The organism is Flexivirga alba (genome assembly GCF_042661025.1).
GTDB lineage: Bacteria > Actinomycetota > Actinomycetes > Actinomycetales > Dermatophilaceae > Flexivirga > Flexivirga alba.
Genome location: NZ_JBHSWH010000001.1, coordinates 166,071 through 181,945, shown reverse-complemented (window position 1 = coordinate 181,945; position 15,875 = coordinate 166,071). Strand labels below are relative to the sequence as shown.

The 15,875-nt window shown below is 66.6% G+C and carries 13 protein-coding genes; 8 read left to right on the top strand and 5 right to left on the bottom strand.

Features of this window, described 5'->3' with window-relative positions; translation table 11 throughout:
* Positions 1-46: 46 nt before the first annotated feature.
* Positions 47-178 carry a mycofactocin precursor MftA gene (mftA, locus tag ACFQDH_RS00825; RefSeq protein WP_382397568.1) on the bottom strand — a complete coding sequence of 44 codons (132 nt, stop codon included), beginning with the start codon at positions 176-178 and terminating at the stop codon, positions 47-49.
* A 298-nt stretch (positions 179-476) separates the two neighbouring features.
* Here mftA and mdo point away from each other — a divergent pair, with 298 nt between their 5' ends.
* From mdo to mftM, 4 genes are all read left to right on the top strand, one after another.
* A complete protein-coding gene (gene mdo / locus ACFQDH_RS00820) occupies positions 477-1,769 on the top strand; it encodes an NDMA-dependent methanol dehydrogenase (protein WP_382397566.1) in 1,293 nt (430 codons plus the stop codon).
* Between the two features lie 90 nt (positions 1,770-1,859).
* Positions 1,860-3,092: an AAA family ATPase gene (locus ACFQDH_RS00815; protein WP_382397564.1), complete on the top strand. Its 1,233-nt coding sequence runs from the start codon at positions 1,860-1,862 to the stop codon at positions 3,090-3,092.
* Between the two features lie 13 nt (positions 3,093-3,105).
* Entirely contained in the window at positions 3,106-4,632 is a 1,527-nt protein-coding gene (locus ACFQDH_RS00810; protein ID WP_382397562.1) for a VWA domain-containing protein, read from the top strand.
* A gap of 64 nt (positions 4,633-4,696) precedes the next feature.
* The gene (mftM, locus tag ACFQDH_RS00805) at positions 4,697-5,599 is read left to right on the top strand and encodes a mycofactocin oligosaccharide methyltransferase MftM (protein WP_382397560.1); all 903 of its coding nucleotides are present in this window, start codon (positions 4,697-4,699) and stop codon (positions 5,597-5,599) included.
* Positions 5,600-5,606: 7 nt separating this feature from the next.
* Here the strand turns inward: mftM and ACFQDH_RS00800 are convergent, their stop codons facing one another.
* From ACFQDH_RS00800 to mftD, 4 genes are all read right to left on the bottom strand, one after another.
* Positions 5,607-6,260 (bottom strand): MadR family response regulator transcription factor, encoded by a 654-nt coding sequence (locus ACFQDH_RS00800; protein WP_382397558.1) that lies wholly within the window; start codon positions 6,258-6,260, stop codon positions 5,607-5,609.
* Entirely contained in the window at positions 6,257-7,603 is a 1,347-nt protein-coding gene (locus ACFQDH_RS00795) for a MadS family sensor histidine kinase (RefSeq protein WP_382397556.1), read from the bottom strand. Before ACFQDH_RS00795 ends, ACFQDH_RS00800 begins: the two co-directional genes overlap by 4 nt.
* Positions 7,604-7,658: 55 nt before the next feature.
* On the bottom strand, positions 7,659-8,855 hold the full coding sequence (locus ACFQDH_RS00790; protein WP_382397554.1) for an iron-containing alcohol dehydrogenase: 1,197 nt from the start codon (positions 8,853-8,855) through the stop codon (positions 7,659-7,661).
* A gap of 110 nt (positions 8,856-8,965) precedes the next feature.
* Positions 8,966-10,186: a pre-mycofactocin synthase MftD gene (gene mftD / locus ACFQDH_RS00785; protein WP_382397552.1), complete on the bottom strand. Its 1,221-nt coding sequence runs from the start codon at positions 10,184-10,186 to the stop codon at positions 8,966-8,968.
* Between the two features lie 104 nt (positions 10,187-10,290).
* Here mftD and mftR point away from each other — a divergent pair, with 104 nt between their 5' ends.
* From mftR to adh, 4 genes are all read left to right on the top strand, one after another.
* Positions 10,291-10,884, top strand: coding sequence for a mycofactocin system transcriptional regulator (gene mftR / locus ACFQDH_RS00780; protein ID WP_382397550.1), 594 nt, complete (start codon positions 10,291-10,293; stop codon positions 10,882-10,884).
* A 98-nt stretch (positions 10,885-10,982) separates the two neighbouring features.
* The gene (gene acs / locus ACFQDH_RS00775) at positions 10,983-12,938 is read left to right on the top strand and encodes an acetate--CoA ligase (protein ID WP_382397548.1); all 1,956 of its coding nucleotides are present in this window, start codon (positions 10,983-10,985) and stop codon (positions 12,936-12,938) included.
* 4 nt (positions 12,939-12,942) lie between these two features.
* The gene (locus ACFQDH_RS00770) at positions 12,943-14,202 is read left to right on the top strand and encodes a sigma-54-dependent transcriptional regulator family protein (protein WP_382397546.1); all 1,260 of its coding nucleotides are present in this window, start codon (positions 12,943-12,945) and stop codon (positions 14,200-14,202) included.
* A gap of 94 nt (positions 14,203-14,296) precedes the next feature.
* Complete coding sequence (adh, locus tag ACFQDH_RS00765; protein WP_382397544.1) at positions 14,297-15,820, top strand: aldehyde dehydrogenase; 1,524 nt, start codon at positions 14,297-14,299, stop codon at positions 15,818-15,820.
* Positions 15,821-15,875 lie beyond the last annotated feature (55 nt).

Here is a 15,875-nt window from a genome sequence, read left to right as displayed (position 1 = left end):
CGCTGCTCTTCTCGGCCGGCCTTCGGCCGGGCAGCCTCCTCCAACATCAGTAGACGCCGCACATTCCGTCGATCGACACGTCCTCGACCAGGTCGTCGGCGACGACCTCGTTCACATCCAACTCGACGTTCGCGTCGGCCCGCTCCACGGTGTTGCGCTCAAGTTCCTCGATGGCCATGGCTGGCTCCTTTCGTCGCAGGTATGACGCTGCCGGCCGGTGCCGGTGCGCGAGCGCCGGTTCGGCGCCTCGTCTCACGGTAGGAAGTCGCGCGCTCACCACGCACTCACCGCCCGGGCGGCGTACACCTACCGGATCGGGTAGCCCTGCCCGATCCGGTAGGACACGGCCTCCTCGGAAGGTGAGCGAGTGCGGACCGAAAGGCCGGTGACGAGACCTGGGTCACATTCCTACCGTCGAAAGGTGTCGGCACACGCCCGATTGCGCTCCCGCGCCCATCCCTCACCGAGGAGGACCCATGCAAGTTGATGAGTTGCTGAAACCGTTCCCGATCAAGGAGTTTCATCCCTTCCCCAGGGCACTGATGGGCCCCGGCGCGCACGAGATGATCGGTCCGGAGGCACTGAAGGCCGGTTTCAAGAAGACCCTGGTGATGACCTCCGGGCTACGCGGCACGGATGTCGTGCACAAGATCGTGGAGTCGATGAAGTATCACGGCCTGGAAGTCGTCGTCTACGACAAGGTCGAGTCCAATCCCAAGGACTACAACGTCATGGACGCCGTGTCGCTCTACCAGGACAACAAGTGTGACTCGTTCGTCTCCATCGGAGGCGGTTCGTCGCACGACGCCTGCAAGGGTGCACGCATCTCGGTTGCCCACGACGGCCGCAACGTCAACGAATTCGAGGGTTTCAACAAGAGCGAGAACCCCAAGAACCCTCCGCACATCGCCGTGTCGACCACCGCCGGCACCGGCTCGGAGACGTCGTGGGCGTACGTCATCACCGACACCACGACCGACCCGAAGCAGCCGCACAAGTACGTGGCCTTCGACGACGCCTCGGTCACGACCCTGGCGATCGACGACCCGGTCCTCTACTACGACCTGCCCACCGACTACACCGCACAGTGTGGCTTCGACGTCCTCGCGCACGCGAGCGAGCCCTACGTCTCCCGCCTCAACTTCGAGCCGTCGCTCGGTAACGCCCTGCGCGCCGTACAGCTCACCGCCCAGCACCTGCGGCAGGCGACCTGGAACGGACAGGACCTGGCGGGCCGCGAGGGCATGATGTATGCGCAGTACATCGCAGCGCAGGCGTTCAACTCCGGCGGTCTCGGCATCATCCACTCGATCTCGCACGCGATCAGCGCGTTCTACGACACCCATCACGGCCTGAACAACGCGATCGCGCTGCCGCGCGTCTGGGCGTTCAACATGCCGACCCACTACAAGCGATTCGCCGACATGGCCTCCGTCATGGGCGTCGACACCTACGGTATGTCGGACGTGCAGGCCGCCGACGCCGCGCTCGAGGCCGCGATCCGGCTGCTGCGGGACGTCGGCATCACCGAGAAGTTCACCGACGTCACCAAGGACAGCTACTCCAAGAATCGCCTCGGTGAAGGCCCGACGAAGTACTACGAGGAGCGCGGGGTCATCAAGGGCAACAAGACGGACATCGACAACGTGACCAACCACGTCCTCGGCGACGCGTGCACGCCCGGCAACGCCAAGGAGTGCACGTTCGAGACGGTGCGCCCTGTTGTCGAGCACTGTTTCAACGGCGACCTCGACGACCTGCTCAGCTGAGAGCAGGTACGCCGCACACGCTGCCCGCGACCGAGCATCTTGCCGGTCGCGGGCGGCGCACCATCCGACGCAGAGCCCGAGGAGCAGCCCGTGACGACACCCACAACCCGTCAGCCCAGCCATGTCGACCGCAGCGACCCGAAAGACCCGAATCCCGACTTCGCCTCAGTCGACGATGCCCGCGAACGCCTGCACGCTGTCGGCTATCTCACCGACGACCGGCTGGCGACGACGGCATTCCTGCAGAGCGCATTGGGCAAACCCTTGCTGCTCGAAGGCCCCGCGGGCGTCGGCAAGACACAGCTGGCGCAGAGTGTCGCCCTCGCGACCGGCCGGCGACTGCTGCGACTGCAGTGCTACGAGGGTCAGGACGAGACCAAGGCGCTGTACGAGTGGGACTACGGCAAGCAACTGCTCTACACACAGATGTTGCGGGAGAAGATCGGCGACATCATCGCCGACACCGTGGGCCTGGACGCCGCGATCGAGAAGATCGCCGCGCAGGACAACGTCTTCTTCTCCGAGCGATTCCTCGCTCCACGGCCGTTGCTCGAGGCGGTGCAGTCCACCGAGCCGGTCGTCCTGCTAGTGGACGAGGTCGACCGCGCCGACGAGGCACTGGAGGCCGTCCTGTTGGAGTTGCTCGCCGAGTACCAGGTGTCCGTGCCGGAGATCGGAACCTTCGTCGCCCGGACGACCCCGATCGTCATACTCACCTCCAACAACACTCGGGACCTTTCGGCCGCTTTGAAGCGTCGCTGCCTGCATCTCTTCCTCAACTATCCCGACGCCGAGCGGGAGCTGGCGATCATCCGGTCCAAGGAGACCGGGTTGGCCGGTGCCGTCGCCGATCAGCTCGTCGAGGTCGTCCGGCACCTGCGCACCCTCGACCTGCGCAAGTCACCGAGCATCTCCGAAACCATCGACTGGGCAAGGACACTCGCGGTCCTCGGCGTCGAGGAGCTCTCGCCGGCGATTCTCGCCGACACGATGAACGTCGTGATGAAGTACGAACGCGACCTGGCACTGGCGACCCAGCAGATCCCTCGGCTGCTGGACCCGAACACCGAAGTGCCCGAGTCACTTTCGCACGGGCACGGGCACGGGCACGGGCACGGACACGACCACGACCACAGCCACGATTCCACGCAGGACGCGGATGCCGAGGGCCGACAGGCGCGAGCCGACAAGGACAAACCCGGCCGGCATGACGACGCCTATTACGGCTCACCCACTGCGAAGGCAGCACCACCGCGCGCGGTGAAGCCTGGCCAGGGCAGCCGCTCCTTCGCCCGTGGCTCCGCCCGCAAGCGCCCGGTCTGAGGGAGGACGTCCAGTGGACGGCACACTGCACCGGTTCATCCGGTTCCTGCGGTTGCACGGCCTACGGATCAGCGTCGCGGAGGCACTCGATGCGGTGGCGGCCGTGTCGCGACCCGGAATCGTGACGGACCGTGAGGTCCTGCGGTCGGCGCTCGCGGTCTCACTGGTCAAGGACCGACGGGACCTGGAGATCTTCGACGACGTCTTCGACCGGTTCTTCCGCTTGCAGGCCGTCGTCACCACGCCCGAGGAGCACGGGCACGCGCACGACGACCTCAGTGACGAGGGCGACCTGCAGGAGTTCACCCTGTCCGACGAGCTCTCGGACACACCACAGGACGGCCACTCCCACGATGCACCCAAGGACATCAAGGACTACTTCAAACCCGAGGACCTCGCGCAGCAGTACAACCTCCACCAGGAGGCCAACAAGCTCGACATGGCATCGATGACCGACGAGATCATCGTGTCCAAGGACGGCAAGGTGTCCGCGGGCGAGGCGGCGCGGGTGCAGATCAGCACCAACCGGTTGCACAATCCCGGCACCCCCGGCCGGCTCACCAAGAGTCCCGGCCTGCAGATCGACGCCGAGCTGTCCGTGGCCGAGGAGATGGCCCTGCTCAACTGGCTCGGTGAGCCGGACGAGGACGGCGACGAACCGGACGTCGATCCGGATCTGGCCGCCCTGCGCGAACGTCTCGCGCCGCTCCTGGCGGCCCTGCCGGAGCAGCTACGGCAGCATCTGGAGGGGCTGCTCAGCGAGCAACAGGAGGTCGAGGAACGCGAGATTCGGGCGTCCCGGGCGGACGTCATCGAGGAGTCCGAACGCATCGCGTTCGAGGACGCATTGCGACGGCTCTTGCACAGCTTGCGCGGGGCGCCTCGACCGCGGCGGCACGTCTCGGGCACAGGGGTGATCGACAGTCGCCGGACCATGCGCACCAACATGCGGTATGACGGAGTGCCGTTCCGCCCGGTGCTCGTCAGCAGACGTGAGGATCGGCCCCGGCTCGTCATACTCTGCGACGTCTCGCTGTCGGTGCGCGCGACCTCGGCGTTCGCGCTGCACCTCGTGCACAGCCTGCAGTCGATCGCCTCGCAGGTACGGTCATTCGCGTTCGTCGACGAATGTGCCGAGATCACATCGCTTTTCGCCGATCACCACGTGCAGCAGGCGCTGTCCCGGATCATGGCCGGCAAGTCCGACGGCGGAAAGATCGAGGTCGATGCCGACTCCGACTACGGCTCGTCGCTGCGCGGGTTCCTCGACGAGTACGGCTCTTCGCTCAACCACCGCACGACCGTCATCGTGGTCGGCGACGGACGCGGCAACGGCAAGGATCCCGCGATCGAGACGTTCGCCGAGATCGCCCGGCGCGCCCGCTCGGTGGTCTGGCTGACGCCGGAGCCGCGTTACTCGTGGCAGCTGGGACGGTGCGACCTGCCGCTGTATGCCGAGCACTGTGACAAGGTCGAGGTCGTGCGAAACCTGCGTCAGCTCCGCGAGTTCTCGCACACCATGGCCGAGGGGGCGCAGTGAGCGAGCGCAGCGAGCGACCAAGGACGCAGGCGAACGCCGGGACCCGACGGAGTCGGGGACCGGCGTGAGCGGTGTCGACGAGATGGAGTTGGACGCCTATCGACCGTGCCCCGGCGGTGTCTATCGAACGGGGACAGTCACCGTCAGGCGCCGGCCCCTGAAGGACCGGCGCCGACTCGGCATCGCCCGAACCGCGCATTTCGATGTCGGACGGGTCGGCACCGGATTACTGCTCGAACACGACCTGGCACCGGAGGACGTCAATGACGACATCTCCGGATACCTCAGCGAGGAGCTCTTCGACGCCGGGTGGGTCCGTGGTCCGGAACTCTTCGAGGAACTACTGGTCGGCATCGTCCTGACGTGTGCGGAGGCTCCGCAACAGGCGTGGTTGAACTTCTACCGCAACACGATTCGCCGCATCGACGACGAGATCGCAGCGCCCAGCGGACGTGGGTCGATCACGGCATACGCACCCGTCCACGCGCATGTCCAGCAGGTGGTGCGTGGCACCTCCGTGCACGAACTCGGGACCTGTTTCGGCTTCCAGGCCCTGCGCCTCGCCCGGTCCGGACTCGAAGTCACCGCCAGCGACCTGTCCGAGGGATCGGTGCACCTGCTGCGGGACATGAGCAACCTGCTCGACCTACCGGTGCACACGCTCGTCGCCGATGCGGCGCGGGTCACCACACCCGGAGACAGTTGCGACACGGTGCTCGCCATACACCTGCTGGAGCACGTGCCGGACGACACGGCGACAGAGATCATCCAGGAGGCCTGCCGAGTCGCCCGCAAGCGGGTCGTCATCGCGGTGCCGTTCGAGGAGGAGCCAGCACAGCAGTTCGGGCACCTGCGCAGTCTCACACTCGACGACCTGCGCGCGTGGGCGCGCGTTGCCGTCCAGGACTGGAACTGGCAGGTCTACGAACACCACGGTGGTTGGCTCATTCTCGATAGGACTGAATAACGCGCATTCACAGCAGCTTTCGCTTGCTGGCCTCGTAGACGGCTTCTGCTCGGCTGGACACCTCGAGTTTGCGCAGGATGTTGCCGACGTGGAATTTCGCGGTCGTCTCGCCGACGTAGAGCCGCTTGCCGATCTCCTTGTTGGACAGTCCTCTTGCCAGATGTCGCAGGACCTCCAACTCTCGCGGCGACAGGCCGGGCGTGGTCTCGGGTGCCGGCGCCTGCATGCTGCGGACCATCGCGGCGGCGCTGCGTGCGTCGAACGCCGACTCACCCCTGCTCACGTCGTGTATGGCGCGCATCAGTGCATCGGTGTCCACGTCCTTGACGACATACCCCTTCGCGCCGGCCTGAACGGCCTGCTTCACCAGGTCCTCGTTGAGGAATGTTGTCAACACCAGGATGGCTACCTTCGGGTGCCGATCGGCGATCTCGCGCGCCAGATCCAGACCCTCGGTGTCACTCGAGGTCGACAACTTGAGGTCGAGCAGGAGCACATCGGGGGTCGCCCGGTCCATCAGCGCGAGGCATTCGCCACTGGATGCTGCCTCAGCGATCACCTTGATCTGGGCGTCCCGCTCCAGGATGGAGCGCAGGCCCTGCCGGACGATCGCATGGTCGTCGACGAGCATGACTTGGATCTGCCAGTCTGCTGCGGTCATGGCATCTCCTGCGACTGGGTGGGCACCGGGAGCGGCAGGTGCAGCACGATGCGTACGCCGCCCAGGCGTGATCGCCGGAAGGTGAGCGTGCCGCCGAGCGAGTGGATCCGGTCGTCCATGTTCGCCAGCCCACGGTGCCGGCCGTCGCCGACCGCACGTTGCTCGAGCCGGAGCATACGGCGCAACGCCTTCGGGTCGCCGCACCCGTCGTCGGAGACCGAAACGGTCAAAGACGTTGGACGGTAACGCAATCGGACGACCACTCGGGTGGCACGAGCGTGCGCCGCGATGTTGAAGAGAGCCTCGCCGACAGACCGCGCCAGATCCAGACCGGCCGCTGCCGAAATGTCCGTCACCGGGCCTTCCGCAATGACCCGGACATCCAGCGTCGGTCGGTGGTGCGCGACAACCTGTCCGATCAGTTCCTCCAACGACGCAGCTGCCTCGCCGATGGGCTGGTCGAGTGCGTAGATCGCGGTCCGCAGCTGCTGCACCGCCGTCTGGGTGAAGGCCTTGGCGCGCGCCAGCCGCTCGACCATCTCACCCAGCTCGCGATCCTCCGCCTCCCCGCGGGCAACCTCGACCGCCATACCCGCGGAGAGGACGTATTGGGTGACGCTGTCGTGGAGTTCGCGTGCGATGCGGTGGCGTTCGCCGCCGACGATCTCGCGCTGTGTGGCGACCGCCAGCTGCTTCTCAGCCTCCTGCAGCTGGGCCGTGCGCGCGGCCAGATCGCGTGCCTGGAGCTCGGCCGCCCGGTTGAGTCGCTGCGCGCGCCGGTGCAGGGTCACGCCGGCCTGGTACTGCTCGGAGGTGTGCAGCGAAACCGCCGCCTGATTCGCCAGGATGCGCAGGACGGCAAGATCCTCGGGCTCGGGCTCCTCGCCGAGCCCCGGTCGCACCGACAGCGCACCGATCTGGCGACCCTCGAGATTCATCGGCGCGCGGAGCCAGCCGTCTTGCAGGGCGCCTATCGACCGCTCGCCGGATCGTATGACGAGTAGTTCCGCGGCAACGTCTTCCGGTAGGTCGGCGGACTTGTCATGGCTCCTCCCACCGGGCCCGATCGCCACGAACCGCGGTCGAGCGCCGCGCAGGTGCTCGTCGCTCAGTGCGAGCAGGGCCCAGCGCGCCTCCAGGTGACCAGCCGCGGCCCGGCCCACCTCCTCGAGCACGCCACGAGGCCCCTCGACCGTACGGACCACCACGCTGGAGATGCGATCCATCGCCCGGACCGTGCGTTGCATTCGGCGGCTGGATCGCACGAACGCCGGGTAGTACGAGTTCTTCCCGGTGCGGACGCCGGTCAGCCGGGAGAAGTCGTCGGTCGGGTCGGTGCTCATGGACTCTGACCAGCGCAAACTCTGCGGTGTGCGGACGAGGAACGAACCATCTGGCTCACAAGGCCTCGCGGAAGATGCGGGCGATGTCGGCTGCCTCCGAATGCCTCGGATTGGTGGTGATGCAGGCGTCGTCGAGCGAGTTGCGGGACAGCAGGTCGACGTCGCTCTCAGTCATCCCGATCGCACTGAGCGACCGCGGCACACCGACCGCGTCGGCCAGCTCGCGGACCCGCTCGGCAAGTCGGTCGGCCACTTGATCGCCTGGCTCGTCCGCGGCGGCTTCGATGCCGAATCGTGCTGCTATCTCGATGAATCGGTCGGGTGAGCTCTTCGCGTTGTAGCGAATCACGTGCGGCAGGAGGATGCCGTTGATGACACCGTGCGGGGCGTCGAGGAGACCGCCGACTTGGTGACTCATCGCATGTGTCGCGCCGAGGATGGCGTTGCTGAAGGCAAGGCCGGCGTTGAGGCTCGCCTGCGCCATACCGACCCGGGACGCGTCGTCGGCCGGATCGTGCACGGTGTGGGTCAGGTGCTGGTTGACCAGTCCGACCGCGCTGAGGGCGTGGACGTCGGCCAGTGGGTTGTGGGCGCGAGACACGAACGCTTCGATCCCGTGTGTCAGCGCGTCCAAACCCGTTGCGGCGTTGAGCCACTCGGGCATCGTGACAAGGAGTCGCGGGTCGGTGATCGAGATGTCCGGCACCAGTGCGCGGCCCATGATCGTCACCTTCACGTGTCGGGTGGTGTCCGTCACGATGCAGAACTGGCTGACGTCGGCCCCGGTGCCCGATGTCGTGGGGACCATCAGCATCGGCGGAATGCGCTCCTGCACCTGATCGACGCCGCCGTAATCGAGAATCCGGCCGCCGTTGCCGGCCAGGATCGCCACGCCTTTCGCGGCGTCCATGGCCGAGCCGCCACCGATCGCGACGACGACATCGCAGGCCTCTTCGACATACCGGGTGTATGCCGCGGCGACCTCGTGTTCCTTCGGGTTGGGTGTGACGCCGGACACCACGATCGGCGTCAGGCCGGCTTCGTGCAGATGGGTCACGAGGGCGGAAGCCCAGCCGACCTCGATGATGCCTTCGTCGGTGACCACCATTGGGCGACGTGCGCCGAGTCGCAACGCGCAGTAGCCGGCTTCAGCGAGCGCTCCGGGACCGAAGACGATCTCGGGCGCTTGGAATTTGACCAGGCCGGCGGCGGTCCCGGACACCGGCACATCGGCGAAGCTAGCGGTTGTCATGCCCGGCCTCCGTCCTGCGTTGCCGACGATGGCGCCCGTGCCATCCGGAACAGTCAACTCTAGTGGGGTGCGGTGCATTGTTGCTGGACAACCGCTGGGCGTCGGGGTCCTCACACGGAGGCAAGGGATGCAGCGACTGCACGGTCGAATCCGTCCGGGATCAGCAGGTGCTCCGGCCGCAGTTCGTCGATCGACGCGAGACCCAGGCCGAGCAGCGCCGAGTCGATGCCACTGCGCAGCACGTCCAGCACGTTCTCGACACCCGCCTGACCATTGGCCGCCAAGCCCCACAGGTAGGCGCGGCCGATGAGGACTGCATCGGCGCCGAGTGCAAGAGCCTTCACCACGTCGGAGCCCCGCCGGATGCCGCCGTCCAGCAGCACGGTGATCTGGCCACCCACTGCGTCGCTGACCGGTCGAACCGCCCGGATCGTCGCCGGAGTGCCGTCCAGGTTGTTGCCGCCATGGTTCGACACCGAGATGCCGTCGACGCCGGCATCGACAGCGCGGCGGGCGTCGTCGACTCGGTAGACGCCCTTGAGAATGAAGGGTTTTCCGCTGAGTTGCTTCCACTGAGCAGCCATCCAGGCGACGTCCTCCCACGTCGGGGGCGGCGTCGTCATCCATTCGTAGTAGGCGCCGAAGAAGGTGGGCGCCTCGCCACCCGGCGCCTGCAGATTCGGCGTCGTGAGATCGGGGATCGTGCCGGTCCTGCCGAATTCCCAGAGCCAGCGCGGCTTGGTGGCAACCTTCGGCGCGAAGCGGACCATGGTCTTCAGGTCCACCTTCTCCGGGATCTCCGGGCTGCCCCAGTCACGGCCCATCGAGAACGACCAGTCCAGGGTGGCGATGAGGCCCTGTGCGCCTGCGGCGTGGGCACGTTGCATCCGCTGGATCATCACGTCGCGCTGACCGGTCCAGTACATCTGGAAGAAGGTCGGTGCGCCGGTCGCCGTCACTTCTTCCACCGACTTGCTCGCGAAGTTGGACAGCCCCATGACCGTGCCGCGGCTGGCCGCCGCCTTCGCGACAGCGACCTCGCCCTCGGGGTGGACGGCCTGCACCCCGGTGGGGCTGATCAGGACCGGGAGCGATACTTCTTGGCCGAGCACTGTGCGGCCCATCAAGCGCTCCGGCCGGTGACCGGCGACATGCGGCGCGAACCCGAGCTCGGTGAAAGCCCGTTGATTGTCCTCAACGGTCTGGCCACGCTCGGACCCGGCGATCAGGGCGCCATACACGGGAGCGGGCAGCCTCTTGCGTGCGCGTTCCTGTGCCACGGCGACCGTTTCGAACCAGGGGTTCTGCTTCCAGGGGTTCGCGAGTTTCATCGGTTCATCCTTCGTCGGCGTGCCACGTCGTTCCTCGAATGTGATCGGGACCACAATAATGGCACTCAGGGTCAAAATGGAAGAGATGGGGTACTTTGGCAGCCATGACCACGACGTCGCCGCGCCCTGGAGTCGGGCGACCCGTCGTGACGTCGCACGCCGAGATCGAGCGGGTCGCCTTCCGCCTCTTCGCCGAAAAGGGTTTCGTCGGAACGACTTTGGAGGACATTGCGCAGGCCGCCGGCATCGGTCGACGGACGCTGCTGCGCTACTACCGATCGAAGAACGACATCCCCTGGGGACAGTTCGACGACACGCTCGACGAGTTCCGCAACACGCTGCGCACGTTCGACGACCGCCCGCTGCACGAGGCGGTCCACCTCGCCGTCATCGAGTTCAACCGATTCCCGGCCGAGGCGATGGCCGAGCACCGCGTCCGGATGCGGCTCATCCTGACGACGCCGGAGCTGCAGGCGCACTCGGTGCTGCGGTACGCCGATTGGCGGCACGTCATCGCCGAATATGTCGCGGAGAGAACGGGTTCCGACCCATCCGCACTGCTGCCGCAGACGGCCAGCCAGGTGGCACTTTCGCTCTCGATGGCTGGGTATGGCGAATGGCTCTCGAACGACGACACGGACCTCTCGACCGTGCTCGAGCAGGCACTGCGGACTCTGCACGGCTACCTGGGGGTCTGACTCTCGAGTCAGGCCCCGCCGAAGGTCGCAACGTTGTCGCAACGTAGGGCCATCTACCGTGTGTGCCGCATCACATCGACCCACCCTGGAGAAGCTCAATGGCGCAGACCACGTTGTCCAACTTGCTGCACGAAACTCGGCGATTCGATCCGCCGGCCGACCTGGCCGCCGCGGCCAACCTCAAGGCCGATGCGTATGCCGCGGCTGACGCCGACCGGTTGGGCTTCTGGGCGAAGCAGGCAGAGCGGATCACCTGGGAAACGCCGTTCACCGACGTGCTGGACTGGTCCAACCCGCCGTTCGCCAAGTGGTACGTCGGCGGCAAGCTGAACGCGGCATACAACTGTCTCGACCGGCACGTCGAGGCCGGCAACGGCGACCGGGTCGCCTACTACTTCGAGGGTGAGCCCGGCGACACTCGCACGATCACGTATTCGCAGTTGAAGGACGAGGTCTGCCAGGCCGCGAACGCGCTGATCGAGCTCGGCGTAAAAACCGGTGACCGCATCGCGATCTACCTGCCGATGATCCCCGAGACGGTCGTGGCGATGCTCGCCTGCGCGCGTCTCGGCGCGCCGCACACGGTCGTCTTCGGCGGGTTCTCCGCGTCGGCGCTGCGCGACCGGATCACCGACTGCCAGGCGGAGATCGTCATCACTGCAGATGGTGGCAACCGCAAGGGCAAGCCCTCGGCGCTGAAGCCGGCGGTCGACGAGGCGGTCAAGGAATGCCCCGACGTCCGAAACGTGTTGGTGATCAAGCGAACCGGCCAGGACGTCGACTGGACCGACGGCCGCGACCTGTGGTGGGACGACGTCGTCGGCAAGCAGTCGACCGAGCACACGGCGGAGGCGTTCGACGCGGAGCACCCGCTCTACGTGATGTACACCTCGGGCACGACCGGTAAGCCGAAGGGCATCCTGCACACCACCGGCGGTTACCTGGTCGGCACGTCATACACCCACTGGTCGGTCTTCGACATCAAGCCGGAGACCGACGTCTACTGGACCGCGGCCGACATCGGTTGGGTGACCGGACACTCCTACATCGTCTACGGGCCGCTCGCCAACGGCACGACGTCGATCATGTACGAAGGCACGCCGGACACCCCGCACCCGGGCCGTTGGTGGGAGATCGTCGAGAAGTACAAGGCGACGATCCTCTACTGCGCCCCGACGGCGATCCGCACCTTCATGAAGGTCGGTGCCGAGATTCCGGCGAAGAGTGACCTGACATCGCTGCGGCTGATCGGATCGGTCGGCGAGCCGATCAACCCGGAGGCGTACGTCTGGTACCGCGACACGATCGGCGGCGGCAAGACCCCGGTGGTCGACACCTGGTGGCAGACGGAGACCGGGATGATCATGATCAGCCCGCTTCCCGGCGTGACCAGTGGTAAGCCCGGCTCGGCGATGAACGCGCTACCTGGGGTGGTCGCCGATGTCGTCGATGATGCGGGGGAGTCGGTCCCCGACGGCTCTGGTGGCTACCTCGTGCTGAAGGAGCCATGGCCGGCGATGCTGCGGACCATCTGGGGTGATGACGAGCGCTATGTCGACACCTACTGGTCCCGTTTCAAGGGCGTCTACTTCGCCGGTGACGGCGCCAAGAAGGATGAGGACGGTGACCTCTGGGTGCTCGGCCGCGTCGACGACGTCATGAACGTCTCCGGTCACCGCCTCTCGACGACCGAGATCGAGTCCGCGCTGGTCTCACATCCGAAGGTTGCCGAGGCCGCCGTCGTCGGTGCTTCTGACGTGACGACCGGGCAGGCAGTGGTGGCGTTCGTCATCCTGCGTACGAGCGCCGACGGTGGCGGCGGCGATGTCGTGGACGAACTGCGCAAGCACGTCTCGGCGCGGATCGGTGCCATCGCCCGGCCGCGCAGCATCCTGGTCGTGTCCGAGCTGCCCAAGACGCGTTCAGGCAAGATCATGCGGCGACTGCTGCGCGACGTCGCCGAAGACCGTGAGGTCGGTGACGTCTCGACCCTTGCCGACGACTCGGTGATGGGTGCGATCACTGAGGGAATGCAGCCTGCCCGGCTACCGTAGGGCGATGGGGCTTTCGCGATCTCGCTCACCGCAGGACGACCGACGTGGTGCGGAGCGGGCGCGCGAGGCCTTTCTGGAGCAGCGCACCGCCGAACGGGTCCGGCCCGAGGTCTACCAGTCCTGGCTGCGGTCCCTCTCAGACGGGCTCGACCCCGAGGCGGAGTTACGGCAGGAGCCACTGGCCGATGACGCCCTTCGGGCCCTGCGGGAGCAACATCCGCTCGCCGCGTCGATGCCGCTGATCCGTTCGCTGCTCACGCAGAGCGCCGCCGAGGCAGGGCTGCTGGTCGCGGTCAGCGATGCTGCCGGGCGGCTGCTGTGGGTCGAAGGTGACAGCGCGTTGCGCCGCCGTGCCGAAGGCATGCTCTTCCTCCCCGGAGCGGACTGGACCGAGCAGGCGGTCGGCACGAATGCGCCGGGCACCGCACTCGCGGTCGATCGTGCGGTCCGTATCCACCGTGCCGAGCATCTCGCACGTCAGGTCACGCCGTGGAGTTGTTCGGCGGCACCGATCCACGACCCGGACACCGGCGCGATGCTCGGCGCGCTCGATCTCACCGGTGCCGACGACGCGTCGACGCCACAGAGTTTCGCTCTCGTCGGCGCCACCGTCGCCGCGGTCGAAGCGCAGCTGCGCATCGCCCGTCTCACCTCAGGTATGGCGCGTCACGACCCCGCGGGCGTCGCCGCGGGACACCGGCTGACGGTGCTGGGCGGTGGCGGTGCCACGCTGTCCAGTGGGGACAGCGTCCGCAAGTTCGGGCTGCGCCACAGCGAACTGCTCCTGCTGCTGTCCGAGTCAGCGGACGGTATGACGGCCGACCAGCTTGCGGTCGCTCTCAGCGACGAGGACCGGCCGTCGGTGACGTTGCGGGCCGAGATCTCCCGGTTGCGCGCGCTGTTGCCTTCGCGGCTGCTGTTGTCGCGGCCCTATCGGTTCGCGGGCGACGTTCGCAGCGACATCGCGGTCGTTCGCGACCATCTGGACCGCGGACGGGTGGGTCGGGCCGTCGGCGCCTACACCGGCCCGGTGCTGCCCGATTCGGAAGCGCCGGCCGTCATACAGATCCGAGAGCAGCTGCACGCGCGGATGCGCAATTCGATTCTGAAGCATGGCGATTCAGACCTTTTGCTGCGGTTCGCCGACACGACGTTCGGGCGTGACGACCTGCAGCTCTGGGAGGCTGCTGAAGCGTTGATGGGCCCACGCTCCCCGCGCAGCGACACCGTCGCCGCGCGTGTCAACCGGTTGCGCGGGTCCTGAGCTGCGCGCAACGTTCGTGCAACGTTGCGAAACGTAATCTGCGTCACATGCCGGGCGACGATGCTCGGAAAGGAATCCCAGGAGGACACGCAGAATGACGATTTACGCGCGGCCGGGCGACGAAGGCAGCCTCGCCTCCTACAAGTCCCGCTACGACAACTTCATCGGCGGCGAATGGGTGCCGCCCGTGACCGGCAAGTACTTCGAGAACGTATCGCCGGTGAACGGCAAGGTTTTCACCGAGGTCGCCCGGTCGACCGCGGCCGACATCGACAAGGCGCTTGATGCCGCTTGGGCGGCCGCGCCGGCTTGGGGCAAGACCTCGGTCACCGAACGGTCCAACATCCTGTTGCGGATCGCCGACCGCATCGAGCAGAACCTCGAGATGCTGGCGGTCGGAGAGACGTGGGACAACGGCAAGCCGGTCCGCGAGACGCTTGCCGCTGATCTGCCCCTCGCAGTGGACCACTTCCGCTACTTCGCCGGCGCTATCCGGGCGCAGGAGGGTCACCTCAGCCAGATCGACGACGACACCGTCGCCTATCACTTCCACGAGCCGCTGGGCGTCGTGGGTCAGATCATCCCGTGGAACTTCCCGCTGTTGATGGCGACCTGGAAGCTGGCGCCCGCACTGGCCGCCGGTAACTGCGTCGTGCTCAAGCCCGCGGAGCAGACGCCGGCATCGATCCTGCTTCTCATGGAGCTGATCGGCGATCTGCTGCCGCCGGGAGTCCTTAACGTTGTCAACGGTTTCGGCGACGAGGCGGGCAAGCCGCTCGCGTCCTCGAACCGGATCCGCAAGATCGCCTTCACCGGGGAGACCACGACCGGCCGGCTGATCATGCAGTACGCCAGCGAGAACCTCATTCCGGTCACTCTCGAGCTCGGCGGCAAGAGCCCGAACGTCTTCTTCGACGATGTGGCCGCCAAGGACGACGCGTTCTACGACAAGGCACTCGAGGGCTTCGCGATGTTCGCGCTCAACCAGGGCGAAGTCTGCACCTGTCCCAGCCGTGCACTGATCCAGAAGCCGATCTTCGACTCGTTCCTGGCCGCCGGCACCGAGCGGGTGAAGGCGATCAAGCAGGGAAACCCACTGGACACCGAGACCATGATCGGCGCCCAAGCGAGCAACGACCAGCTCGAGAAGATCCTGTCCTATATCGACATCGGCACCAAGGAGGGTGCGCGCGTCATCACCGGTGGCGAGCGGGTCGACCTCGGCGGCGACCTGTCCGGCGGATACTACGTGGCACCAACCATTTTCGCCGGCAACAACAAGATGCGGATCTTCCAGGAGGAGATCTTCGGGCCCGTCCTGTCGGTGACCGAGTTCGACGGATTCGACGACGCGATCAACATCGCCAACGACACTCTCTACGGGCTCGGAGCCGGCGTCTGGTCGCGCGACACCAACACGGCATACCGCGCGGGTCGGGAGATCCAGGCCGGTCGAGTGTGGACGAACACCTACCACCAGTACCCCGCACACGCTGCGTTCGGAGGCTACAAGTCGTCCGGCATCGGTCGCGAGAACCACGCCATGATGCTCGACCACTACCAGCAGACCAAGAACCTGCTGGTCTCGTATGCCGAAGGCAAGCAGGGCTTCTTCTAAAAATGACTGAGCAGAGGAATGCCCCCGGCGCCGAGGAGGTCGCCGGGGTGTGGCC